This window comes from Halomicrobium sp. HM KBTZ05 (assembly GCF_041530035.1).
Lineage (GTDB): Archaea > Halobacteriota > Halobacteria > Halobacteriales > Haloarculaceae > Halomicrobium.
Window position 1 is genome coordinate 114,960 of the sequence record NZ_CP168058.1, and the last position, 25,923, is coordinate 140,882.

Annotated in this window: 16 protein-coding genes and 1 pseudogene; 12 read left to right on the forward strand and 5 right to left on the reverse strand. The window is 66.1% G+C overall.

Going from position 1 to position 25,923, the window contains the following annotated elements:
• The first annotated feature begins 31 nt into the window (after positions 1-31).
• The 8 genes from ACAH01_RS16345 (at position 32) to ACAH01_RS16380 (ending at position 8,264) form a co-directional block, all read left to right on the forward strand.
• Positions 32-271: a 4Fe-4S ferredoxin N-terminal domain-containing protein gene (locus tag ACAH01_RS16345; RefSeq protein ID WP_153555106.1), complete on the forward strand. Its 240-nt coding sequence runs from the start codon at positions 32-34 to the stop codon at positions 269-271.
• Positions 264-2,762 carry a molybdopterin-dependent oxidoreductase gene (locus tag ACAH01_RS16350; RefSeq protein WP_372480824.1) on the forward strand — a complete coding sequence of 833 codons (2,499 nt, stop codon included), beginning with the start codon at positions 264-266 and terminating at the stop codon, positions 2,760-2,762. Before ACAH01_RS16345 ends, ACAH01_RS16350 begins: the two co-directional genes overlap by 8 nt.
• Positions 2,763-2,764: 2 nt before the next feature.
• Complete coding sequence (dsrO, locus tag ACAH01_RS16355) at positions 2,765-3,538, forward strand: sulfate reduction electron transfer complex DsrMKJOP subunit DsrO (protein ID WP_372480825.1); 774 nt, start codon at positions 2,765-2,767, stop codon at positions 3,536-3,538.
• Positions 3,538-4,866: an NrfD/PsrC family molybdoenzyme membrane anchor subunit gene (gene nrfD / locus ACAH01_RS16360; protein ID WP_372480826.1), complete on the forward strand. Its 1,329-nt coding sequence runs from the start codon at positions 3,538-3,540 to the stop codon at positions 4,864-4,866. The genes dsrO and nrfD overlap by 1 nt, the downstream gene beginning before the upstream one ends.
• Complete coding sequence (locus ACAH01_RS16365; protein WP_372480827.1) at positions 4,859-5,431, forward strand: molecular chaperone; 573 nt, start codon at positions 4,859-4,861, stop codon at positions 5,429-5,431. The genes nrfD and ACAH01_RS16365 overlap by 8 nt, the downstream gene beginning before the upstream one ends.
• 187 nt (positions 5,432-5,618) lie before the next feature.
• Complete coding sequence (locus tag ACAH01_RS16370) at positions 5,619-6,287, forward strand: hypothetical protein (RefSeq protein WP_372480828.1); 669 nt, start codon at positions 5,619-5,621, stop codon at positions 6,285-6,287.
• 79 nt (positions 6,288-6,366) lie between these two features.
• Entirely contained in the window at positions 6,367-6,987 is a 621-nt protein-coding gene (locus ACAH01_RS16375; RefSeq protein WP_240936982.1) for an Atg14 domain-containing protein, read from the forward strand.
• Between the two features lie 38 nt (positions 6,988-7,025).
• Positions 7,026-8,264: a 26S protease regulatory subunit gene (locus tag ACAH01_RS16380; protein WP_170095263.1), complete on the forward strand. Its 1,239-nt coding sequence runs from the start codon at positions 7,026-7,028 to the stop codon at positions 8,262-8,264.
• Positions 8,265-8,346: 82 nt separating this feature from the next.
• Here the strand turns inward: ACAH01_RS16380 and ACAH01_RS16385 are convergent, their stop codons facing one another.
• Positions 8,347-9,003 (reverse strand): hypothetical protein, encoded by a 657-nt coding sequence (locus ACAH01_RS16385; protein ID WP_372480829.1) that lies wholly within the window; start codon positions 9,001-9,003, stop codon positions 8,347-8,349.
• 113 nt (positions 9,004-9,116) lie between these two features.
• Between ACAH01_RS16385 and ACAH01_RS16390 the strand changes: the two are divergent.
• From ACAH01_RS16390 to ACAH01_RS16400, 3 genes and pseudogenes are all read left to right on the forward strand, one after another.
• Positions 9,117-9,926 (forward strand): annotated as a pseudogene (locus tag ACAH01_RS16390) (serine/threonine-protein kinase); the annotation flags it as partial.
• A gap of 804 nt (positions 9,927-10,730) precedes the next feature.
• Positions 10,731-11,135 carry a ferredoxin Fer gene (gene fer / locus ACAH01_RS16395; protein ID WP_372480955.1) on the forward strand — a complete coding sequence of 135 codons (405 nt, stop codon included), beginning with the start codon at positions 10,731-10,733 and terminating at the stop codon, positions 11,133-11,135.
• 166 nt (positions 11,136-11,301) lie between these two features.
• Positions 11,302-12,546: an anion permease gene (locus ACAH01_RS16400; RefSeq protein ID WP_372480830.1), complete on the forward strand. Its 1,245-nt coding sequence runs from the start codon at positions 11,302-11,304 to the stop codon at positions 12,544-12,546.
• Between the two features lie 34 nt (positions 12,547-12,580).
• Here ACAH01_RS16400 and ACAH01_RS16405 read toward each other — a convergent pair whose 3' ends face one another.
• From ACAH01_RS16405 to ACAH01_RS16420, 4 genes are all read right to left on the reverse strand, one after another.
• On the reverse strand, positions 12,581-17,047 hold the full coding sequence (locus tag ACAH01_RS16405) for a HEAT repeat domain-containing protein (protein WP_372480831.1): 4,467 nt from the start codon (positions 17,045-17,047) through the stop codon (positions 12,581-12,583).
• A 2-nt stretch (positions 17,048-17,049) separates the two neighbouring features.
• Positions 17,050-18,951, reverse strand: a complete 1,902-nt coding sequence (locus tag ACAH01_RS16410) for a VWA domain-containing protein (protein WP_372480832.1) — start codon at positions 18,949-18,951, stop codon at positions 17,050-17,052.
• Complete coding sequence (locus ACAH01_RS16415; RefSeq protein WP_372480833.1) at positions 18,952-19,887, reverse strand: AAA family ATPase; 936 nt, start codon at positions 19,885-19,887, stop codon at positions 18,952-18,954.
• A 175-nt stretch (positions 19,888-20,062) separates the two neighbouring features.
• A complete protein-coding gene (locus ACAH01_RS16420) occupies positions 20,063-22,633 on the reverse strand; it encodes a PQQ-binding-like beta-propeller repeat protein (RefSeq protein WP_372480834.1) in 2,571 nt (856 codons plus the stop codon).
• Positions 22,634-22,773: 140 nt separating this feature from the next.
• Between ACAH01_RS16420 and ACAH01_RS16425 the strand changes: the two genes are divergently transcribed.
• The gene (locus tag ACAH01_RS16425; protein WP_372480835.1) at positions 22,774-25,641 is read left to right on the forward strand and encodes a protein kinase; all 2,868 of its coding nucleotides are present in this window, start codon (positions 22,774-22,776) and stop codon (positions 25,639-25,641) included.
• Positions 25,642-25,923 lie beyond the last annotated feature (282 nt).

A 25,923-nucleotide genomic window follows, 5' to 3' on the forward strand; every position in this document is an offset into this window, starting at 1 on the left:
ATATCGACGGGAGCGGGCGATATTGAAACGTATGACAAAAGAATCGCAACCAGCCCACGAGCCGATACCAGAGTGGGACGAGGTTGCCGACGAGATCCTCGACGGGTGTGGATACGACCCGGATCTCGGGAAGCGGATGGCCGAAGACGCCATCAAGATCACGAACGGTGAGCTAACCGAGGAGGAGTTCCACGAGAAGTATCACGAGGAGGTCAAAGCAGAGTTCGGAACAGACGAGCGACCCACGAAACCGGAGGGATTCGATGACTGACGACGAGTTCACGGCCTCTCGCCGGGACGTTCTGAAGAGCGGTGCCGTCGCCGCGGTCGGACTCGGCGGCGCGGACAGCGTGCTCTCGACGCTCCAACCCGCCGACGACTCGGGAGAAGCCGCCAACCAGGTCACCAGTTTCCTCGGTGAGGACAAGGTCTTCAACACCGCGTGTTCCCCGAACTGTCGGGGGAAGTGTTCCCTGCGAGCGTTCGTTCGGGATGGACGGATAAAGAAAGTCCAGCCCAACGTTCCCGAAGACGAGCGGTACAAGCGCGGCTGCATGCTGGGGCTCACCCACACGCAGCGCGTCTACAACGCGACGCGCTTGAAGTACCCCATGAAGCGCGTGAACTGGTCACCAGACGATCCGCAACCCGCTGGGCGCGGCGAGGAAGCGCAGTTCGAACGGATCAGCTGGGAAGAGGCGCTGGATTACATCGCCGACCAGATGGAGAGAGTCCGGGAAGAGTACCAGCCAGAAAGCGTCTACTTCGAGACCGGATCGGGCGATTACGGACTCAGTGGGTCGATGCAGGGGCAGTTGTCCGCCCTCTTTGGCGGCACCCAGATGTCCTGGTCGATCGACATCAACACCGGGCGAGGTTTCAGGCGGGTAACCGGGGCTGGCTGGTTCAACGCGAATACGAACTTCGGGGAGGACTGGGAGAACGCCAACACCGTGATCGTCTGGGGCTCCGACATCTTCGCTAGTAACCTCCAACAAGACGCCTCGATCCTCTTGGACGCCATCGAGAGCGGAGCCAAGCTCGTCGTCGTCGATCCAGTGTACACCGGCACGGCGTCAAAAGCTGATCTCTGGCTACCGGTCCGGCCGGGGAAAGATCCACACGTCGCGATGGCGATGATCCAGACGGTCCTCGACGAGGAACTGTACGATGCCGAGTTCCTCCGGAAGCGGACGCTCGCACCAGCGTTGGTCCGCGAAGACGACGGGAAGCTGCTGAAGACGGCAGACGTCTTCGAAGACGGTGACGAAGAGACGCCGGTCGCACTCGATGCAGCGACCGACGAACCGGTGGCCCTCGAACCGGAGACCTACGGCGAGTACAAGCTGTTCGGAGAGTACACCGTCGACGGCGTCGAGACACACACCGGCCTGACGGCGCTCGAACGCGAAGCGTCGAAGTACGAGCCCGAAGTGGTAGCCGATACGGCGGGCCTGCAGGCCGAGGACATCAGAACGGCAGTGCGCTGGCTCGCAACTCGCGGTCCCGGTGGTATCGCCTCTGGCTACGGCGTCGACCGCTACAAGTACGGACACGTCTTCGGGCAGGCCTACGCCACCCTCCTGAGCCTGACGGGTGATTTCGGCCGCCACGGGAACATTCACGCCTCACATCCCAGCGGCAGTGGCTACGACAGCGGTGGCTTCTTTGCTGCGGGTGAGGACGCCCCGGGAACGTCGCCGCTCCCTCAGTCGAAGATCATTACCGCGATGGAGAGCGGTGACCCGTACCAGATCAAGATGATGTACAGCCAGGCGTCGAACTTCCTCGCGAACCAGCTGCCCAACCGCCAGCGGTGGCTCGACGCCGCAGAGAACCTCGACCTCATCGCGGTTGCCGACATGCACCACACGCCGTCGGTACAGCACGCCGACATCGTCCTCCCGGCCTCACACTGGTTTACCCGCGAGGACATAATTAGTGCCGGGACTCACCCCCACGTGAACTACCGCGAACCGGCCCACGATCCGCTGTGGGAGGCGAAAGACGACTGGTGGATCATCAACCAGTTGGCCGATCGGCTCGGCTACGGTGACGAGTTCGTCTCGGACAAGAGCGAGGCGATCGAGCAGATTATCGCCAACGACGACCGAATCGACTACGACAGGCTCGTCGAACAGGGTTCCGTACACATCGACGACGACCCCGTCCTCTACAAGGGAGCGTTCAACACGCCGTCCGGTCGGCTCGAAATATACGACGAGGACGCACCGACCGAGAGTGGAGCAGATGTAGGAGAACCGGTCTCGCTGGAAGTCCCCGTCCCACTCGAGAGCCGCACCGACGACGACTGGGAGAACGCCGACGAGTATCCGCTCACGTTCATGCAAAAACACTCCAAGTGGCGGATTCACTCGCAGTACGAGTATCAGCCCTGGGTGCGGGAGATCAACGACCAGCCCCAGCTCGACATCAACCCGAAGACCGCGAAGCAACGCGGCATCGAGGACGGGGACTACGTTCGAGTGTACAACGACCGTGGCGAGATGGTCGTCAAGGCAAAGTACAACAACGGGATTCGCCCGGAGATGGTCAACACCGATCAGGGGTGGTGGGTCCGGGACTTCGTGCGGGGCCACCACAACGACCTGACCCACATGGACATCAGCGACGCGACGGGGAACTTCGCGTTCTACGACACGCGCGTGGAGGTCGAACCGGCTCCGGAGGACCTCGACACGAGCAAGTACACTGCAAACAATCCCCGCGGCTCGAACGCCGACGCCGCAGGGGGTGACTGACCATGACCAACTACGGACTCGTCATCGATCAAGAGCGGTGTATCGGGTGCCAGACGTGCGCCGTGACGTGTAAGCAAGAGAACAACGTCCCGATGGGACAGTTCTGGAACAGAGTGTTGACTGTCGGCGGCGACCACATCGACACGCCAGAGGGGTCGTACCCCGAGGACGGCGAGAGCGGGGACCTCGACATGCAGTACCAGCCGACAGCCTGTCAACACTGCGAGAACGCACCTTGCGTGAAGGTCTGTCCGGTCAACGCGACGTACAAGCGCGACGACGGGATCGTGGAGATCGACTACGACAAGTGCATCGGGTGCCGGTACTGCATGGCTGCGTGTCCCTACAACGCTCGGGTATTCAACTGGGACGAGCCACAGCACCTCCCAGAAGAGGGAACTGGGGACGTGGAAGAACGGCCCCAGGGCGTCGTCGAAAAGTGCACCTTCTGTAGCCACCGCGTCGAGGAGGGGCTCGATCCCGCGTGCGCGGTGAACTGTCCCGCAGACGCCCGGATCTTCGGCGATCTCGACGACGAAACCAGCACGGTATCGAAGTACGTGAACGAGTACAACACCGAGCAGTTGCTCGACGAGAAGGGGACCGACCCCAACACCTACTACGTGCAAGGCGAGATGACGCCGGGTCGGACGTGGACGAGCGACAAACTCGAATCGGAACTCGACGAACAGCCGACGGCCGAGGAGGCCGGCGACCCCGACAGCGAGCAGTCGATGCAAGGAGCCACTGCCGATCCAGTGTGGGGTGACGACTGATGACTGGTGAAGTGACCGAGAGATCGGCGACGTCGACGGCCCGCAGCCCCGTGTTGTCCTCGTTCGGGGTCGTTTCGAAGGTCTGGCTCGGCCTCCTGGGCGTGCTCCTGGTCGCCGGACTCGGAGCGTGGGCGTACCAGCTCCAGCAGGGGCTGGTCGTGACCGGGATGCGGAACGTGTTCTCTTGGGGGCTGTACATCATGCTGTTCGTGATGTTCGTCGGGCTGTCGGCGGGCGGACTCATCATCTCGAGCGCGCCGAAGTTCTTCCACTCGGACCGATACGAGGGGTTCGCGCGGCTCGGTGTGCTCGTGAGTCTGGCCTGTATCATCGTCGCGGGACTGCTCATCCTGCCCGACATCGGCCGCCCAGAGCGGCTGTATCAGTTCTTCACGTCGCCGGACTTTCGTTCGCCGATGGTCTGGGACTTCGGGATCGTCGTCCTGTACGGCGTGTTGAACGTCTGGTACCTCTGGTTGCTCACCCGGCGAGACCTCGCCGCCCGCGGATCGCGACTGGCCTTCGGGGCCGAGGACACGCAGGCCGGCCGGGATCGGGACCGGAAGCTGCTGTTCTGGACCGCCGCGGTCGCGTTGCCGACGGCAGTGATGCTCCACTCCGTGACCGGCTGGATCTTCGCGACGCAGGTCGGCCGCGGTGATTGGTTCAGCCCGCTGGTCGCACCGGTGTTCATCGCCAAGGCGCTCGTCTCCGGACTGGGGCTCCTGCTCGTGGTCTCGATACTGGCAGACCGCTACACGGGCTTCGACGCCGATCGGGACGAGCTGACGAGTCTGGGGAAGATGCTGGGTATCTTCCTGGCGTTTCACGTCGTCTACCTCCTGGCTGCCGAGCGCCTGCCACACGCGTGGGCAGACCACTTCGGCTTCTGGGCGATCACCAGCGAGTTCCTCATCGGAGACTCGGTCTACTTCTGGCTCTGGACCGGCGTCGGCGGGGCGCTACCGCTGGTGCTGTTGGCGACACCGCAACTCAGGAAGCGACTGTCCGTGATATTCGTCGCGGGCGTACTCGCCGTGTTCGGCACCCTGTTCGAAGGGGTTCGGCTGGTGTTCACCGGCTACGAGAGCGTGAACATCGACGCCGCGCCGGGCATCTCGCTGGGCGGTGAGTACGCGGGTGTCACGACGGATATCTGGGCCACGACGGGGGCGTACACGCCGACGGTGATCGAGCTGGTGGTGACCGCAGGTATCGTCGCATTCGGCGCACTGATCGTCACCGTCGGGCTCCGATACGTCCCGCTCCAGCGACAGACCGAGCAGGAGAGATACGCCCCAGACGGCGGAGGTGGCGGGTGTGACTGACGACACCGCGACGGCGGTCGACGACCCGACGGGAGAGACGAGACTGCCGACGGCCGACACGCTGGGCACCCTGGCGGTGTGCTGGCGCGAGCCGTCAGAGGAACTGCGTACCGCCGTCGAGTCGGATGCGATCGCGTGGCTCGACGAGAGCGAGGCGGCCGTCGATCTGGACGACCTGCGTGTCGAGTACACGCGACTGTTCATCGGTCCCGGTCCCGAACAGTGTCCGCCCTACGAGAGCGTCTATCGGGACGGCGACCACGACGGCGACGAACAGAACGTCGGTCCGGTGTACGGGCCGGCGACACAGGCGGTTGCGCGCTGGTACGCCGAGTACGGACTGGAGTTGCGGGACTCGAGATCGGCACCCCCGGACCACATCGCGACGGAACTCGAATTCGCCGCCTACCTCGCCGCCACCGAGGACGACGACACGCTGGAGCAGTTCCTCGACGAACACCCGCGCACGTGGATCGAACCGTTCGCAGCGCGACTCCGGGAGAACGATCCGGGGCCGTTCTACCGGGCGGTGATCGAGCGAACGATCGAAGTCCTCACTCGGTGATCCGCCAGTAGCGCACCGTCGATGTCACCCTCCGCGACGGACGACGGCGTCCCTCGCAGGTCGGTCCACGAGTCGACCAGTTCGCGCGCCGTGCAAAGAACTCCGGGCCGCCGTCGCTGATACGACCGTTCTCGTGTGATAGCCACTTGCACGCATATTTATGCATCTGTGACCAAAGATAGCAACTATGTTTGCTACCGTGAAGTCGTGGTTCGGTTCACTGTTTGGCGACAGTGACGACGGGCACCTGCTCGATCGTTCGAAGGAGGACCATCAGGTCAAGCGACAGGAAGCCGAACGGAAGCTCGACGAGCTCAAGAGTCGCCGAGAAGAGCTAAAAGAAGCGCTCGAGGACAAGCGCTCGAAGTACGAGTCGGCGAAGGAAGCCGGTAACGAAGAGCAAGCACAGGACTTCCTTCGCGACGCGGAAGAGATCAAAGAGGAGCTCGAAACCGTAAGAGGGCGTATCGACGAGACGAGCAAACAGCGGAATCTGGCCTCGAACCTGGCGAACATCAAGGAGATCGGCGAGAGCCGGGGCGACGACTACTGGAGCCAGCTCCGGGAGATGGAACAGAGCGAACTGGTCCGGCTGTTCCAGCGAGAGGAGATGAAAAACGAGGAGCTACACGACGTGCTCGGTCAGACAGATACGCTCTCTTCGAACACCCTGGACTCGTTCAGTGAGGGCGCGAGCCAGCTCCACACTGGCTCTGAACTCGAAGAAGAGTGGAGCGACGACACCCCCGAGACCGACGAAGAAGTGAGCGAAGAGCCCACAGCAGTGGGGGACATCGAAACGGAATCGGACACACTGAGCGAAGACGGCGACGACGAGACCGTCGAGTTTTCGTAGCGGTTTTCTCCGATATGGAGATCCAGTAGAATGGGTTTAGTGCCAAAGTTTTATTATGGTGCCTACCATGTACTCGTATATGGTTCAGTTCAGAGACTGGATACCAGGTAGCTGGGGCGGAAGTTCGAACGAGCTCATGGAGAAAGACGCCGACGAACTCGATCTCGAAGCGCGGACCTTCGAAACTCAGATCGAGCTGAAAGAACAGGAGCTCGAACGGCTGGATCACCAGTTCGAGCAACTGGTCGAGAAGGGGCGGAAGGTCGCCGGACCTAAAAAAGAGCGACTGAAGCGAAAGGCCAAGCAGCTCAAGCGGGACTACGAGAACAAGGAAGCCGCGTGGCAGGAGATGCTGGAAGAGTACACCACCCTGCTGGCTGCCAAAAACGCCAAAGAACGGCTCGAAGAGCAGCCCCAGTCGTCGCTCCGAGATATGAGCGAGGAGGACGTACAGGCGTTCATGAACGACATCGTCCGCGAGATCGAGAAGCGCAACAAGGACACGGAGTGGATCCAGCGCAAGGGAGACCAGCTCAACCGGACCCTCACCAGCGTCTCGCAGGACTTCGGGGCGACGATGGAGGAGTCGGAGATCGACACGCTGTTCCAGGACACCAACGAAGACCCGGTCTCGCTGAGCGAGCTCACGAAGGAAGAAGACGAGAGTGAGGACATCTTCAACGAGGAGCTGGGTCGCTAACGCGCTCGCCGCGTTCCCGTCACACTAATTTTGTAACTATGGATCTCGGACAGTACAAAGAGGACATCCTACAGGAACAGTACGAGGAGTACCTCAAGAAGGGGAAGTCACACCTCGATCAGGAGAACCACGAGAAGGCCGCGAAAGCGTTCTCACAGTCTCTCGATCGGTTGGAAGAGCTCGAAACGATCCGGGAGACGACGTATCCGGATCGCAAAGAGCAACTGGAGTCGTCGATCTCGAAGCTAAAGAGCGGCGAGTCCCTCTCCGAAGAGGACATCGGCGAGGACCACGGCGGCGAGGCCGAGGACGCCGAACAGCCGGAGTCGGACTTTCGTGAGCAAGTCGAATCGTTCATCTCCCAGACGGAGGTCACGTGGGACGACATCGGGGGCCTCGACGAGGTCAAAGGCGAGTTGAAGCGGACGATCACGCTGGGGGGCATCGACGACAAGCCCGACGCCGTCGCCGCGACCGACCGCGTCCTCCTGTTCGGCCCGCCGGGAACCGGGAAGACGCTGCTGGCGTCTGCGGTCGCTGGCTCGCTCGACGCGACGTTCTTCGACGTCAAGCTCGGCGGGCTGCTCTCGAAGTACTTCGGCGAGACGAGCAAGCAGATCACCGCACTGTTCGATCTCGCCGAGGAGATGAGTCCGAGCATCGTCTTCCTCGACGAGATCGACGCGCTGACACAGTCCCGCGAGTCCGACCTGGACGAAACGTCTCGGCGCGTGTTGAACACGCTGCTGTCGGAGCTGGACGGGATCGACAAGAACGACGATAGTTTCGTGATGGTTTTGGGCTCAACAAACACCCCTTGGGACCTCGATCAGGCGATCCGTCGTCGCTTCCCGCGGCGGGTGCTGATCCCGCTGCCCGACGTGGGCGCGGCCGAGGAGATCGTCGCGATCAACACCGTCGAAGGCGGAATTACCTTCGAGGGAGAGCCCTCTGCGTTCCAGTTGTCAGACACCGGGCGACGCGTCGACACACCAGTCGAGGCGATCGCCAGCGAGTGTATCCACCGCGATTTCACCGGCAGTGACGTGGAGGCGGTGTGTCGGGCCGCCGTCAACGCCATGATCAACCGGTCGAACACGGGGCTGGCGTCCGTCGCCGACCGCGGCTTCGACGCCGTCAGGGAGTACGACCTCTCGGTCGACGCCGTCCGGCCACAGGACGTGCGAGAGGCGTTCGAACGCACCTCGGCCTCGCTCTCCGAGGAGAGCGTGCGGCGCTTCGACGAGTGGGACCGAGAGTTTGGCTCCGGCGCGTGAGAGGACGGTGGCGTGATCCGCGGACGCCGTCCGCTATCGAGAGCGGTCCGGAAGCGGGAGGGCGACGACGCCGAGATGGGCGTTACGAGCTGAGGAAGTAGTTGCGAGCCCGTTTGGTTGCACTGGAGACTTTCTGGACGGCCTCGGTCGGTAGCTCGTCGCTTCTCGTGTTCTCGACGTTTTCGAAGGCCGTCTCCACGTCGGCGAGGATGTTGCGGTACCGCTTGTCGGAGATCGAGGCCTCGTGCATCATCGCTTTGAGTTCGCGCAGTTCGCTCTTGACCTCGTTGGTCGACCGAACGTCGCAGATCTTGAGCACGAGGTCGGCCTTGTACGGGATCGGACGATCGTCACCACGGGACTGCTCGACCTCGACTTCGAGTGCCGTACTGTAGCCGATCTGTACCGTGCAGTCGCCGGTGATCAGCGAGGGGTCGCCGTCGGAGAGGTCGATCTCGCCGAAGGCGTTTTGCTGTACCGTCTCGCTGCTCGACCCCGCGTCCCGGACGTACAGCTGGCTGTCTTCCTTGTAGAACTCGATGTATCCGGGCTCGCCGTCGTCGTCGAACTCGCGGGACACGGAGATGTCGTGGACGCCCAGCGAGGTGACGGACCCGTCCTTGTCGGCGACGACCGCTTCCCCGCGCTCGGGAACGCGGTAGACGCGTACAGCCGACTCGTCGGTGACGGAGAGAGACGCCGCCGACTCGGGATCGGCCGCACGGATCGTTGCACGCATACCAGGTAGTTAGCAACCGGTCAATTCAATCTTACGAGTCGCTCACGAACCGACGAATCAGCCCCGAAGACACCAGAAAAAGATTAATGAGAGCCAGCCAGACAGCAGAGACGATGAGCGATCGGAAGCCACCCGATGTCGAAGCGGTCACCAGTCCGCCGCGTCGGTCGTTGCGATACGAGCACATCGAGACCAGCGACGAGCCGATCGGGCGAGGGGGACAGGCCGTCGTGTACGAGGGACGAGTCACCGACGAGGAGCCACCGGACAAAATCGCACTCAAGGAGCCACCCCGAGCCGGGACGCTCACCGGCGACGCGATCGAACGGTTTCTCAGCGAAGCCCAGCGCTGGGAGACGGTCGACGGTCGGGAACGGAACAAGCAGCGCTGGACGGAGTCGGAACACATCGTCGGCGTCGTCGACACCGGCGACCGGCTGCCGTGGATCGCCATCGAGTACATGGGCGGTGGCACGCTCGCCGATCGCCTCGACGCGAGCGACGGCGGACTGGGACTGCCCCACGCGCTCTGGATCGGCGAATGTCTCTGCCGGGGCCTGGCCGTCGCCCACGCCTACGGGATCGTCCACCTCGATCTCAAACCGGCGAACGTCCTCTTTCGCGAGACGGCCGCCGGGACGTGGGACCTCCCCAAGATCGGCGACTGGGGACTATCTCGGGTCCTCTCAGAGCAGACCGGAACGATGGACGGACTGTCGGTGGCCTACGCCGCGCCCGAACAGTTCGAGTCCGACGAGTTCGGCGATCCCGACACGCTGACGGACGTGTATCAGGCCGGTGCGATCGTCTACGCGCTGCTCACCGGCGAACCGCCTTACACCGGGAGTCAGACCGGAATCATGCACGACATCGTCTACGGAGATCCGCCGACGCCGCCCAGCGAGTACCGTGACGACGTGACCGAGGCCATCGACGCGGTCGTGCTGACGGCACTGGAGACCGAGAAGCGGTCGCGATACGAGAGCGTCCAGTTGTTCGAGCGGGCGCTACACGCCGTCCGGAGCGGTGGGCGGCTGCCGACGATCATCGCAGAACGGGTCGAGGACTCTGGTGGAGCCCCCGATAGGGAAAGGGGACAGACGGACCAGTCCGGCGACTCCGAGAACGACCGGGACGAACAGACGAGCGAATCGGATCGTGACCACCACGAGGAATCAGACACGACGGCACAGCGGTACACGACGACAGTGCTCGCAGTCGTCGACGAACTGACCGACAGCGGGGAGCGGACAGTGTCCAGCGAGACGGTAGCAGAGCACGTCGAGGGCGGACGACAGTCGGTGCTGGATCGGCTCGACGAACTCAAGCAGGCGAACCTGGTCGAGTACACCTCCGACGGCCCCTCCGGCTACCGGCCGACGCGGCGCGGGGTCGAGCGCGCGAAGACGATCGAAGTCGACGTGTCGAGGACGGACCAGCGTGGCGAGAGCGACGGTCGTGAGACCGGCGGGTCTCAGCACAGAGCGTCGAGCGTCGGTGTCGAAGCCGTCTACGAGGCAATCAGGGAGCGATCGCGGCGTGGAACCACGCCAGTTTCGAGCGTCGAGCTGAGCCGGGATCTCGACGCGAGCCGCGGGGCCGTCCTCGACGCGCTCGACGATCTGAAAGACGACGGCCGCGTGGCGTATCGTTCGGACCCTAACGGCGGCTACCACCGCACGGGCTCGCGGAGTTCGGTGGAGCGATCGAGCGACCGGGGTTCGACGGTGTCGTCCTCGCGGACGGCGACCGTCGAGTACCTGAACGACGAAGTCGTCGCAGATCGGGGGTGGGACCCACAGAGTGAACGGGCGTTCACGCGGGCGGCCGCGAGCGACCTCCCGCCGGAGGACTACGGGACGATCGAGGTCGAGCGTGACGAGTACGTCCTCGAAGCCGCCGAGGCGGCGGGGCTCGATTGGCCCTTCTCCTGTCGTGCCGGGGCGTGTACGAACTGCGCGGCCGTCGTCGTCGAAGGCGAGATCGACATGGAGATGCAGCAGATCCTCGCCGACGAGGAGGTCGAACAAGAGGACATGGTCCTGACCTGTATCGGGACGCCCGCGTCGGACCACGTCAAGCTCCTGTACAACGTCAAGCACAGAGACCGGTTCCAGAACAGAGTGATCTGAGAGCGGCGACGCTCGGGCGGCATCGACTCGGAGCGGTCGGCAGGAGTTATATGCGTGCCGAGCGACGGTGATCCATACCGTTGGCTATACTCGTTTCGATCGGGACGGCTCTCGTGATATCGGATCGCTTTACAGACGAACAGACGCCAGTATCGGGAGGAACACGATGCTCGGAATCCTGACCGTCGTCGGTATCGGCGTCGCCGTGTTCGTGGGGTTCAACATCGGCGGCTCGTCGACGGGGGTAGCGTTCGGCCCGGCAGTCGGCTCACGCCTCGTCCGGAAGACGACAGCGGGAGCCCTGTTCGTCGCGTTTGGCTTCCTGGGTGCCTGGACGGTCGGGCGAAACGTCATCGCGACGATGAGCAGCAGTATCGTGCCGGCAGCCCAGTTCACGCCCGTCGCGAGCGTCGCAGTGCTGTTCTTTACCGGCGCGTCGCTGTTGATCTCGAATCTCTACGGCGTCCCGGCCTCGACCTCGATGACGGCCGTCGGCGCGATCGTCGGGCTGGGGCTGGCCTCTGGCACCCTCAACCAGGCGCTCATGTTCGTGATCGTCTCGGCGTGGATCGTCGCGCCGCTTTTGTGCTTCCTCATCGGCGTCGTCGTCGGACGGTACGTCTACCCGTATCTCGACCGCTACGTCGCGTTCACGAAGTTCGACCTCCACTTCGTCCAACTCGACCGCTCGGGGACGATCCCGCGTCCGTATCTGAACGTGAACGCGTCGCTACAGGACATCGTCGGCTCGCTCCTGGTGATCGTGATCGCCTGCTACATGGCGTTCTCGGCGGGCGCGTCGAACGCGGCCAACGCCGTGGCTCCGCTGGTCGGAGCGGGTGGGTCGCTCACCGTCAACCAGGGCGTCTTGCTCGCGGTGGGGGCCTTCGGGCTGGGCAGTTTCACCATCGCTCGGCGGACCCTGGAGACGGTCGGCGACGACATCACGGAGCTGCCGATTCTCGCGTCGCTGATCGTCTCCGTGGTCGGTGCCTCGGTGATCACGGTGCTGTCTTACTTCGGGATTCCCGCGAGTCTCGCGGTCAGTACGACCTCGACGATCATCGGGCTGGGCTGGGGCCGGGCGAGTCGAGCCGCGACGCTGACGGAGCTGGCGACGCCGACCCCCGAGCGCCCGAATCTGGAGGTTGCGACGGGCGCGCTGGTCACTTCACGCGCCGAGGAGGCACCCGCCGGTCCGACCATCGGAGATATCGCCCGCGAGGAAGAGCCCGCGGAGAAGCCCGCAGAGATGCCGGACGTCCCAGACGTGGGGATGGAGGGGCCGGCGGATCTCGACGAGCGGAGCCTCTTCGATCCGGGCGCGGCGAAGCGGATCGTGACGATGTGGCTGTTGACCCCGTCGCTGGCGATCGCCGCCTCGTATCCGGTCTTCGCGTTCCTGCTGTGAGCGCCATGCGGCGGAGAGATTCCAGGGCGGGAGACTACTCCCGGTCGTCCAGCTCGGAGAGACACGTCCGGAGGTCGTCGGCCACCTCGCCGTCGGCCCGCGCCGCCTGACGTTCGAGTCGCTCGCGGTGGGCAGCGAGTGGCTCCGGATCGATCGCCGCGAGCGCGGCGAGGTCCTCGCCGGCCCGTTCTCTCGCCCAGCGATCCGAGTCCGACAGCGCCGCGAGCAGGGTCGCTACCGCTCGCGAGCGGACCGTCGCGTGCCGCGTCGCCAGTCGCCCGAGCAGCCAGACGGCGAGCCGGCGACGCGCTGGCCCGCCGCGTTCGTACCGGACGACCATCGCGGTGGCTACCGTCTCGGGCGTACGTTCGGCGTGGCCCAGCAGGTCGAGGACCGCGTCGGCGATCGCCTCCTGCGTTTTCGGTTCCCGGCCGGTCTGTCCCAGCAGGTGACCGATCGCCTCGTCGGCCGGGAGCACCGCGGTGGTTCCCAGCGTCGCGAGCGCCTCGATCGCGTTGACCCGCACCTCCCAGTTGTGGGCCTCGCAGGCGTCGAGCAGCGTCGCGACGCCGCGGCGGTGCAGTCGCTCGTCGTCGCTCAGCGGGAGGAGTCGGGTGAGCGACGCGAAGACGGCCTCGTAGCGGTGGAGGTTCACCGACTGGGAGAGCAGTGCCGCCAGAACGTCGTCGCGGTCGGCGGGCGAGAGGGCCGTCGCGACGTGCTCGAACGAACGCGTCCGGGTGGGCTCGTCGGCGAGGACGAGAAACTGCGCGATCACCGTCGGGTCGAGGGCCGGTTTCGTCGGCTCGCCCGGCCACGATTCGAGGATCGTCTCGTAGGACGAGTCCCCGCCCAGCCCCGCCGCTCGCGCGGTCACTGTCGCCAGTCCGTCCGTGGTGAGGCTGTCCCGCGGAAGATCGTAGTGCGGTGACGCCGCCGCGGGCGAGGTGAGAAAGTCGACGGTCTCGGCCAGCGCCCACTCGAACGACGCTGTCACCGTGTGGTTGGCCCGCGCACAGGTGGCGACGACGCGAAAGAGCCAGTACGTCGACAGCGGGCTGGTCGTGATATCCTGGAAGTTGGTGACGATCTCCTCATCGTACTCCTCGTGGAGGCGCTCGCCGACGGCGTTTAGCTGTCCGTGGACGGTGCCGGGCGTGTCCTCGGCGGCGGCGACGAGCAGGCGACCGGCCGCCCGGGTGACACACGGCGGCGTCTCGGAGACGAGCGCGGTGAGTGGCCAGCACCGCGAGCCGTCCGACGCCTCGTCGCGAGCGCGCGCGAGCGAGTCGAGCGTCACCGCGTCGTGGGTCCGGAGCATCGACACCACAGGGAAGAGTGCGGGCCAGGTCACGCGATCGGCCCCGATGCGATCACACAGCGTGTCGGCGACGGGTGCGAGAGCCCCGGGATCGGCGTGTCCGATGCGGGCGAGTCCGCCGGCCGCGGAGCGCCTGACGCCGCGTTCGCGTGCCCGCAGGTGGGTCGTCAGTTCCGCGACCACGCGGTCGGTGACCGACGGCTCGGTCGCGCCACAGCGGCCCAGCGCGTGACAGGCCGCGACCGCGACGTACCGCGGTCCGTCGACCGCGTCGACGAGGGCGTCGACGAGCGACGGCGTGACGGCGAGAGCGTCCCCGACCAGCGCGGCGGCCGTGTGGGCGGCCTGGGCGCGAACGGCACCGGACGGATCTCGCAGTCGCTCGATCACCACGCTCGCGAGCGCTGCCGACTCGTCCCCGCCGCGGACACGCAACGCGGACAGCGCCACGTCTCGGACGCCGGGCGACGGCGCGGCGGCGTACTGACAGAGCAGCGGGGCGACGCGCTCGGCCGGCGGTACCGACGAGCGGGCTCGTCCGCCCGGCTGGTCTGGACGGGGCGCGAGCGTCGACAGCGCGCCCAGAACGGCGGTCGGCGCGGCCGTCTCGGAGAGGGCGACGGAGCTCGCGAGGAGGTGCTGTCGGACGGCCGGGCGCAGCGACGGGTCGCGTGCGGCGATCGAGACCAGCCGCTCACACGCGCGCCGACAGCGATCGCGAGCGGTCGAGGCGAGACGGGACGCGACCTCGGCGACCGTGTCCGTCGTCGCCGCGCTCGGATCGACTGGGTCCGGTCGATCGGTGGCCGCCTCGCCGTCCAGCAGCCCACGGGCGGCGTCCCTGACCGCGGGGTGGGGATGGCGCCGCCACGCGTCGGTGCCGGGGAGTGTGTCGGCGCGTCCCATCGTGTCCAGCAGCGACGCCGTCAGCTCGCCGTCGTCGGTCCAGAAGCGGTCGGCGAGCCAGTCCCGGGCCGGGACGGTCTGGGGAGCGTGTTCGGCCAGCGCCGCCGGCCACGCCGTCTGGCTGGCCCGTTCACGAGAGCGAGCGCCGTCGGGGAACGGCGACCACCCGGTTCGACACCGGAGCGAGAGCCGCGGGTGGGCCGTGACGAGAGCCGCCAGCCGTTCGGCCCGCGGAGTCGAGAGGGACTCTGCGGGCGGATACGAGCAGAGGATCTCGGCGACGACGACCGGGTCGTGATCGACCAGCAGGGAGAGACACGCGAGCAGCGGCGTCTCCTCGCGGCGCTCGGCCAGCGAGTGCAGGCGGTCGCGCGCCCGTCGCTGCACCGCTTCGTCGCCGCCGAGAAAGAGCGCCGTCGAGAGCCACGCGAGCAGCGGCGGGGAGACCGACGCCGATCGAACGACAGCCTCGATACGGCGAACCGTCTCCGGAGCGAGTCGCCCGCCCTCGGCGACGGCGGTCGCGAGCGCGGTCGCGACGCTCACGTCACCCTCCTCTGAGAGGAACTCGACCAGCGTGGGGGCGGCGTCGGTGACGGCCCGTGGCGTGGCCTCGGCCAGTCGCTGGAGCGGGCTGGACTCGGGCTCCGAGTCGACGATGTCGAGGCCGTCGCCGTCGTCCTCGGCGTCACGACGCTCGCGGAGGACGCGACACTGCACGGCGACCGGTCCCAGACGATCCCGAGCGTCCGTCTGCCCGGTCGCGACGAGCACCGCCACGGCCCGCGGCCGCACCGCGGGATCGTAGGCGGCGACGGGCCAGGCAATTTGGCCGAGGACCGGAGACAGAGCCGGGGTGTCCTCGGCGAGTCGCTCGAACACCGACAGCACGCGCCGCCGGACGTGCTCGTCCTCGTCGGCGAGCAGCGACTGCAGGATGCCGACGGCCGCGAGTCGATGGCTGTCGGCGTGACAGACGATCGTCTCGCAGATCGAGAGGCCGGCGTGTCGGAGCGCGCTGTCCTCGGCGTCCCGCAGAGTGCGTGCGACCTGGAGGTACCGGTCGCGGTCGACGACGCCGACGAGTGCCGATCCCAGTTCCTCGATCGGGTCGGGTACCCCCAGCCCGCCGTGGGGCGAGAGCTGGAACCACGTGAGCACGTCGACGAGATACCGCGCCGTCTCCGGGTGGTCCGAACGCAGTGCGCGGGCGGCCGCCAGGAGCGCGTCGACGGCGGCCCCGGCGACGTCGTCGTCCCCGTCAGTCAATCGCCCCACGGCGTAGCGCAGGAACCGGTCGCGGTCGAACGCCGACGGCTCGAACGTGTCCGCGATCGCGTCGAGGGCCGCGATCCGGACCCGCCGGTCGTCGTCCGCCGTCGCGGTCAGGAACAGCGCCGAGTACGTCTCCGCGAAGCGGGGCTCGTGTCGCGCCACCTGCCCAAGCGTCTCGACGGCCGCCGCTCGGACCGCCGGGTCCGAGTCGGTCCCACGGGCGGCGACGCCGTCCAGAAACGGCTCGACGCGGGCCGGCGCTGGGACGCCGGTGTCGAACTTCGCCCCGCGGCCAGCGGTGTCGCCGAGGGTCTCGACGGCGGCGGCCCGAACCTCGGGAGACGGGTGATCGAGCAGCGACGCGACCGTGTCCAGTCCCGCGAGGTGATCGGGCAGGAACTGCCCGATCCGGCCGAGCGTCGCGAGGGCCTCACAGACGGTGGCCGGGTCCTCGCTGTCCAGATCCCAGACGAGGCCGGCGACGAGCGGGCGGAGCATGGTCGGTTCGCTCGCCGCGATCCGCACGACCGCCCAGGCGGCCTCGACCCGGTGTTCCGAGTAGTCGTTCGCGGTCAGCGCGACCAGCGGCCCCAGCAGTGGCTTCACCACGCCGGGAGCCGCCGTCCCGATATCACCCAGCAGCGCCGAGAGCGCGGCGTGGTCGATGGCGGAGTCGTCGGGGTGTGCGAGCGGTCGGCGGAACGTCTCGACCAGCGGCGTGAACGCGCGCGGTCGGTCACAGCCGAGGTCGCCAAGCGCCGCCAGTTCGGCCCGCGTCGGGATCGCTCCCGGCCCGATCGAGGACTCGACCGCGTCGAAGATCTCGGTCGCCTGCTCGGGCTGCGAGTCGGCGGCCGCCGTGAGTGCCGCGAGTGTGGCGCGTCGCCGCCCGATCGTCGCCGCGTCCAGCGCCGGGAGTGCGCGGTCGATCACGGTCTCGCCAGAGACGCGCCCGGTCTCGAACCCGACGCGGAGCGCCCGCGGCGTCCGGTCGAACACGGTCAGGCCTCCGTCGAGAACAGCGCCCTGACGAGGCGCTGGATCGTTCGTGCGAGGGTGTCCGTCTCCGCGTGGACGATGCGGTCGAAGTACTCCGTGTGGGTCCCCGGTTCCGACCCGATGTAGACGCCGAACACCGGGACGGTGCAGGCCGCCAATTGGGACCGGTAGCGGTCGGGGTGGTCGGGCTCGCCGTCGGTCACGACGACGACGAACGGGTGAGACCCCTGCCCGTCGTCGAGGCGCTCACGGGCGACGGCGACGGCCGTCGAGAGCGGCGTCCCCCAGTCTGCGCGTTCGGTCATCAGGCGGTCGACGTGCTCGGACGGGCGACCCCCGAAGGGGAGTTCCAGGCACGGGTACCCCTCCCAGATCGACAGCACCGACGCGTCGACCCCGACTGCGAACAGCGCGTGGACGAGCTGGGCCGTCGCGGTCTCGGCCGTCCGGATCGGTTCGCCGTCCATCGATCCCGACCGGTCCAGCACGACCAGACAGGAGTAGTCTTTGGCCGTCCCGGACTCCCGGCGGGTGAAGACCCGCTGGGTCCCGTGGCTCGCGTCGACGAGTCGTCGCCCGTCGAGTCGACCGGTGCGATGGCCGGGCGCGTCTCTGGGACGGCGCTCTCGACGCAGCTGCGTCGCGAGGTCTCGCTGGAGTTGCTTCGAACGCCCGACAGCGTCGTCCCAGCGGTCGCGGTCGCCACCGTCCTCGGTGGGGTCGACGACGATCACTTCTTCGAGGGCCGTCGACTCGTCGTCGACGACGGCGAGCAGTTCGCGAGCCTCGCGTTCGAGGGGCGACCGGCCCGAGCCCGCCCGGGTCGACTGGGCGCGCACGCGCTGTCGCCGGACTCGTCTGACTGTGTCGGCCTCGACGCGGCCCGGCGGCCGACGGTCCCCGTCTCGATCAGCGACGCGTCCCGCATCGTTGGCCCCAGAGGCAGCACGCCCGTCGGCAGAGCTGTCTCCGGCGACGTGGGCGCTGGCTGCACCGTCGTCTGGCAGCTGGTCGGCCGCGTCGGCGGTCCACCCGGCGCGGGCCCGCGCGTCGCTGGGCCGGACCGGCGCGGTCTGAAGCCGGCCGTTCTGTCGCGGCGGGAGCCCCGCGAGGGTGTCTCTGGCGGTCTCGAAGAACTCGGAGGTCCGCTCGACCCGTCGGGTGCCGTCGGGCTCGGAAAGCACGTCCGCGACGAACTCGTCCATCGCCGGGACGAGCTCGCGGACCGCCTCCCGCTGGCCGTCGTAGACGACACGCCGGTCGTCGTCCGGGTCGACGATGGCGGCGAAGCGACCGCTATCGACGAAGCCACGGTCCAGCAGTCCCACGGCCAGGGCTTCGAAGACGGTGTAGGACTGGACCGGCTCGCCGTCGACGGTCGCGAGGTCGAACAGCTCGACGTACGCGCGGTGTCGCTCGTCGGCCCGCGAGACGAGCACGTCGTTGAGGACGAGAAAGTCGTCGCTGACGCTGAACTCGTTGGCGATCTGGGTCTCGACGACGCCGTCCTCGGCGGTGTTGTACACCATCCGAAACAGGTCGCGCCAGCGCCCGTCGACCCGCTCCAAACAGTCGCCGAACCGGTCGAAATCGGAGTAGTAGACGTGGCCCAGTTCGTGAAAGAGGAAGGCGACCTGGATCGAGCGATCCCACAGCCCCGGCGGCAGCGCCGTGCCGGGCTGCTCGTATTTCTCCGTCGGCAGCACGATCTCGTAGGCGTCCGGACTGCCCTCGGCCGGCCGAGCGAACGCTCGCTCCTCGTCGAAGGCGATCGAGATCGTCGTCTCCCTGTCCGTACACAGCGACGCGAGCCGTTCGAGCTCTCGGCGGCGCTCGCCGGACGCTCGCTCGGGCGTCGAGAGCGCGGCCAGATCCGCCGCCTCGGTCTGTGCTGTCAGTCGCATCTACAGTCGTTTGTCGATGAGCGTCCGGACCAGCGACTCGTCGTACTCGTCGACGCGCGCGACGAGTTCGCTCCTGGCCGCCTCCCCGACGGTCATGAAGTCGTCTTCGACGAACCGGGCGATCCGAACGAGTTCCCGGGTCGTGACCGGCGTCGACAGCTCGCCGTCGACGTACGCCTCCCGGAGTCGGCTCGCGAACGACACCAGGTCCCGGATCTGTGCTGCTTTCCCCCTGTCGAGGTCCGTCCGGTCGAAGACGAGTTCGACCTCGACCGATTCCGGGAGATACGAGAGTTTGACGTGGCGAAAGCGGTCCTCGAAGGCGTCGTTCAGCTCGTAGGTCCCCTGATAGCCGGGGTTCGAGGTCGCGACGACGCGAAACTCCTCGTGTGGGACGATCTGCTCGCCGGTCTGTGGGATCGTCAGCGACCGGGTCGCGCGCTGTTCCATCACGGCGTTGAGAGCGGCGACGGTGTTGGCGTCGGCGGCGTTGATCTCGTCGAGCAAGAGGACCGCGCCCTCCCTGACCGCGCGAGTGAGTGGCCCGTCGATCCACTCCGTGACCGTCTCGCCGCCGTCGCCGCTCACGAGGTGGAGGTGGCCAAGCAGGTCCTCTCGGTACGTCGTCTCCGACAGCGTCACGCGGTACAGCGGGCGGTTGGTCATCGCACAGACGTACCGCGTGAGAAAGCTCTTGCCGACGCCGGGCGGGCCCTTGAGGACGACGTTCATCCCCAGTTCCAGCGCCCGCGTGACGATCTCGACGTCGGTCCGATCGCCCTCGATCTGGCGGTGGTGGTAGTCGTCTCGCCCAACGCCCGGCACCTTCTCGTGGCCAACGTCTTCGAGCACCGAGAGTTCGCTGAAGGTCTCGTCCGTCCGGGAGCCGACGGTACGACCGTCGGCGTCCGACCCGGCCGTCGTCTCCGGGCTCATAGACGCCGAGCGACTCCCTTCGACGCGGCGGTCGTGTTGCGAGCGTGCGACGGGACGGACGGCGTTGCTGAAAAGACCACGTTGGGTGCCACGTTCCGGTTCGACTACTAAATGCTTTGTTCCGGGGTGTGATCGACACCCATCCGGGAGGGGACCGTGCGGTCCCGACGCGAAGTCAAGACTGTTCGGCGAGTGCGTAGAGAGTCCCCTCACGCGTCGCGGCGAAGAGGTGCCCGTCGACGGGGACGGGCGAACAGGCGACCGGCGCGTCGACGGTCTGTCGCCACCGTTCTCGGCCGGTCGCGCCGTCGAACGCGACGATCGTACCGTCACCGAGGCCCGTGTAGACGGTGCCGTCGACGACAGCCGGCGTGGTGTCGGTTCCGAGGCGGCTCGTCGATCCGTCGAACCCGTAGGAAACGACCTGTTCGCGGCTGTAGATCTCGATGCCTCTGACCTCGGCGTCCGTCACGTAGTAGGCCGTCCCCTCGGCGACGGCTGGCAGCGACCGGACCCCACGGGCGAGCGTGTCCGAGACCGTCTCCCGCCGGAGATCGACCAGCGTGTCGCCGATCAGGACCGTCCCGGAGTTGTGGGGTGCGACGATCGGTGTTCGGATGCGTCCTCGTCCGCTCAGGTCGACGGTGGCTTGCTCGGAGCCCCCTTTGGTGAGGACGTGGACGACGCCGTTGTCGTCGCCCACCAGCAAGCGCCGCCGGCCGTACTGGGTCACCGGCACGCGGATGCCCGGCGTCGTCTCCACGGTCCACATCTCGTTGCCGGTCTCGGTGTGGATCGCTCTGACAGCGCCGGAGCGAGACGTGACGACGACGCGGTCGTTCGTCACCAGGGGCGGCGCGTAGATCCCGCTCCCGGTGTCGGAGGCCCAGCGCTCGGTGCCGTCTTCGCGGTCGATCGCGTACACGTGCGCGTCCTTGCTGGCCACGTAGAGCGTGTCTCCAGCCACCGCTGGCGCGGCGACGACGGCGTTCTCCGTCTCGAAGTGCCACCGTTTCTCCCCGGTTCGCGCGTCGAGTGCGAACACCAGCCCGTTCGTGGTGCCGGCGTAGACGACACCGCTCGCGACGACCGGCGACACTTCGAGCCCGCTTCCGATCTCCGACTCCCAGACCACGTCCGGCGAGTCGCCGGGCCCCTGCTGGTCCGGCGTGTGGAACGTCCGTCCTCGATCGTAGCCAAATCGCGGCCAGCTGCCGCGTATCGATCGGTCGCTGGCGGTCGCCGACGACGATTCGGACGCAGCCTGGGCGTCGGAGCGTCGGGTGGCGTCGGACTCGCCAGCCTCTGCCGCGTCGGCCTGGTCGAGTTCGTCGACCGGCACTACCTGCGAGATATCACTCGCCGTCGGATCGGATCCCTCGTAGCGAAGCGCGACCGCGTCACCGGTCTGGAGGGTCGCCTCGATACCGCTGAGGTAGAACACGCCGTCGTTGGCGAGGTCGGTCTCGACGGCCGCCTTGCTGTCGCCGGTCGTGTCGACGACGACGCCCTCGCCGAACGTCTCGCTGTCGCCCACGGCGGGCGGGTCCGCGTCGCTCCCGACGGGCTGGACCTCGATAATGTCGCTCGCTCCCGGATCGTCCCCCTCGTAGTAGAGCGAGACCCGTTGGGTGGGTTCGAGATCGTGGTCCAGATCGCTCAGGTAGAAGGTCCCGTCGTCAGCCAGTTCGGTCCTGATCGCCGCCGCCCCGCGGGCAGTAGTATCGAGGACCACGCCGGTGCCGACGCCGACACCGTTCCAGTCGGCCGTCTGCGTCGTCTCCGAAGGGGAGTCAGGACGGGTCTTGGCGGTCGGGTTCGGCTCCGGGTCGTCGGAACGGTCGTCGCCTCGCCCGATCGAACGCAGGTCGTTCCGGACCTGGAGCATCGCCTCGTAGCGATCGTCGGGGTCCTTTGCCAGCATCGTCAGGAGAACGTCGTCCAGCGCCGACGGCAGCGCGGGTCGACGCTCGCTGGGCGGGACGGGATCGTTCTGCAGGATGCCCGTGATCAGTGCCGCTTCGGGTGCCGACTCGGGACCGTCGACGAACGGATGGGTCCCCGTGAACAGTTCGTACAGGACGATTCCCAGCTGGAACTGGTCGGTGAGCTGGTCGGTCGACTCGTTGTGGGCCTGTTCGGGCGCGACGTACTGTGGTGTGGTGACGCCGACGCTGTCGGAGTGGTTCAGGAGCGTCCGGGCGAGCTCCCAGTCGGCGATCTTGGGCACGTCCCACTGCCGGCCGTCCGTCTCCCGGAAGAGGATGTTCTCGGGCTTCAGATCGTGGTGGATCAGGCCGCCGCCGTCGTGGTGTGCGTACCAGACGGCGTCGGCGAGTCGCTGGGCGACCCAGAGCTTGCCCTCGACGGAGAGCCCCTCCGTGTACTCTCCGAGGTCCCCGCCGTCCATGTACTCCATCGCGACCCACGGCACGTCGGCGTCGTGGTGGAGCCACGGCAGCGGGCTCTCGCCCCAGTCGACGACGCCGACGATGTGAGGGTGGTCGGCGAGCTGGGCCCACCGCTTGCCCTCCCGTCGAAACGAATCGAACACGTCCCCGCCCAGGGTCCCGTGGGTCGCCGGGTGTTTGACTGCGATCGGATCGTCCGATCCGACCCCGATTCGGTGGACGACCGTCGTGGGAGTTCGGCCGATCACCGCCTCGTGATCGAACGAGTCGGGCGACAGCGACCGCCGACTCGGACTCTCGACGGTCGAGGGGTCCGGTTCCCGTGAGTCACGCATCTGCAGGTCGTTGGACTGGGAGTGGCTTCAACGTACTGACCGAGCGGAACGTGACCGATGAGTGTCCGTATTCGCTCCGATTCGAGACGTGTTCTAGTGGGAAGATAATTTGAACTGGAAGTCCTACGCCGAGAGGAGTGATGGACACCGACGAGGATTCGACTCGCGAGATCGACAGTCTGCGGCGTGACGCCGATGCCGCTCCGGCCCGGGTAGATCTCGACGCGGCCGGTCGGTTTCTCGATAGCAACCAGCCCAAGAACCGCCAGACAGCGACCTACGTGTTCAAGCAGGTCGCCAAATCGGACGCACGGCGAGTGAGCGGCTATCTCGACAGTCTCGAACCGCGTCTCGACGATTCGAACGGCAAGACGCGAAACTTCACGCTGTTCGCGTTCAGCGAGGTCGTCGAAGTCGCCCCCCAGCGGGTGAACGACTATCTGGACGCGATCGAGCCACGGCTCGACGACGAGAGCGAGAATACGCGAAATCTCGCGACCTACGTCTTCAAGGAGGTCGCCCAGGAGGACCCCCGGCAGGTGATCGACTCGCTTGGCGCAGTCGAACCACGACTCGACGACGCCGAGGAGTCGACACGGAACTTCGCGGTCTCGCTGTTCAGCGAAGTGGTCGAAGTCGACCCCCGGCGAGTGAGTGAGTATCTGGACGCGATCGAGCCACGGCTCGACGACGAGAGCGAGAATACGCGAAATCTCGCGACCTACGTCTTCGGAGAGGTCGCCAGGGAAGAGCCCCGACAGGTGATCGACTATCTGGACGCGATCGAGCCACGACTCGACGATGCCAAACGATCCACCCGGAACTTCGCGACCACCGCGTTCAGCGAAGTCGTCGAAGTCGCCCCCCGACCAGTGAGTCGTTATCTGGGCGCGCTCGAACCACGACTCGACGACGAGAGCGAGAACACGAGACACCTCGCGGCCTACGTCTTCAAGGAGGTCGCCAAGGAGAAGCCGCGGCACATGAGCGGCTATCTCGACGCGCTCGAAGACTGCCTCGACGACCGGGAAGAGAAGACGAGGAACTTCGCAACGTACGTCTTCAAGCAAGTCGTCAAAAAGGAGCCACGCCTCGCGTATGACTATCTCGACGCCCTCGAAGACCGTCTCGACGATCAGGGCCAAGAGACGAGAAACTTCGCAGCCTACGTCTTCAAGGAAGTCTCCAAGGAAGATCCACGACTGACGATCGACTATCTCGACGCGCTCGAAGACCGCCTCGATGACGAAAGCCAAGGAACGAGAAACTTCGCAACCTACGTCTTCAAGCAAGTCGCCGACGAGAAACCGAACCGGGTTCTCGACTATCTCGACGCGCTCGAGGACCGCCTCGACGATGCGAGTGGGAATACGCGGAACTTCGCGACCACCGCATTCGGCGAAGCCGTCGAGGTTGCCCCCCAGCGAGTGAGTGGTCATATAGACGCACTCGAACCACGACTCGACGACGAGAGCGAGAATACGCGAAACCTCGCGGCCTACGTCTTCGGAGAGGTCTCTAAGGAAGAGCCCCGGCAGACAATCGGCTACTTAGACGCACTCGTACCACGGCTCGACGACCCCAAACGACCGACGCGTAACTTCGCGACCACGCCATTCAGTGAGGGCGTCGAGGTCGCCCCCCAGCGAGTGAGTGACTATCTGGACGCGCTCGAACCACGGCTCGACGACGAGAGTGAGAACACGCGGAATCTCGCGACCTACGTGTTCACCGAAGTGGCCAAAGAAGAGCCCCGGCAGGTGATCGACTATCTGGACGCGATCGAACCGCGACTCGACGATCCGAAGCGATCGACACGAGAATTCGCCGCCTCCACGTTCGCAACCGTATCCGAAGAAGATCCGTCACAGGTCGTCGACTACCTCCCGTCGATCGTCCCACTGCTGGCAGACGGGAACGACACCGTCGAGGACTACGCAGGATCCTGCTTCGCCCAGGTCGCCAGACACGATCCCGAGCCGTTGCGAGACCTGATCCGCTCTTCCGAGTCGAAGCAGTTCGGAGAGGCGGCGGTCGAGCGAGTAGCAGCAATTCTGGCTGCAAACACGTCACAAGACGACGAGGACGACATCGCAGAGTCGACACAAGACGGCGAGGACGACATCGCAGAGTCGAGCCACGTCGACGAACACGTCGACAAACGGCGACCGGCAGACATCCCAGGTGCGCCAGAAGCGGAGATCGCCCTCGACGAGATCGAAGAGGAACGGACGATCGGACAGGGAGGCAACGCCGACGTGGTGGAAGCGTCGGTTCTGGGGACGGTGGACACGTCGATCGCGATCAAGAGACCGCGGATGTCGGGGACGATTCACGGCGAGACGATCGAGCGGATGCTCGACGAAGCCGAGCGGTGGGAGAGGCTGGACGGACACGACCACATCGTCGGCGTCGTCGACTGGGGGGCGAGCCCGGTCCCGTGGATCGGAATGGAGTTCATGGACGGCGGACACCTCGGCGAACGGGCCGGGGAGATGAGTCTGGCCCAGAAGCTCTGGACCGCGCTCGTAGTCACGAAAGGCGTTCGCCACGCCCACAAACACGGCGTCGCTCACCTCGATCTCAAGCCCGAGAACGTCCTCTTTCGGACGGTCGAAGACGCCTGGGACGTGCCGAAAGTAGCGGACTGGGGACTCTCGAAGCAGTTGCTCGAACACTCCCAGAGCGTTCAGGGACTCACGCCACAGTACGCCGCACCGGAGCAGTTCGACGACGACTACGGGACCAGCGATCACAGCACCGACATCTATCAGCTCGGCGCGGTCTTCTACGAGCTGTTCACTGGACAGCCACCGTTCGACGGGAATCCATCGAAGGCGATGTACCAGATCCTGGAGAGTGAGCCGACGCCGCCCAGCGAGATCGCAGCGGTCCCACCGCGCATCGACGAGATCCTGTTGACGGCACTGTCCAAATCGAAGACCCAGCGGTACGACGACATTCTCTACCTCCGGGACGCTCTACAGGAAGCGTGTGAAGACCTGTAGCCGTCGACCGTTTCCTGTAGCCGTCGATCATTTGGACCACTCGAAGTGGAAGGGAATGCGGGACGGTAACGGCACGTAAGGAAGACGTGGGTGAGAGCAACACGAAAAGAAGACAGAAGAACGTCGGGAGAGAGCGTAACAGGAGAACGAGAGAGCGTAGCGAGAGGAAAGAGACAACAAAATACAGAGGGCGAGTTGTTCGGTCGGTGCTGTGGTGATACTACCGGCTGTACATCTGTGAACGATTTCGCCACCCCGGGGTGGCGAAGATCCTCACGAAGT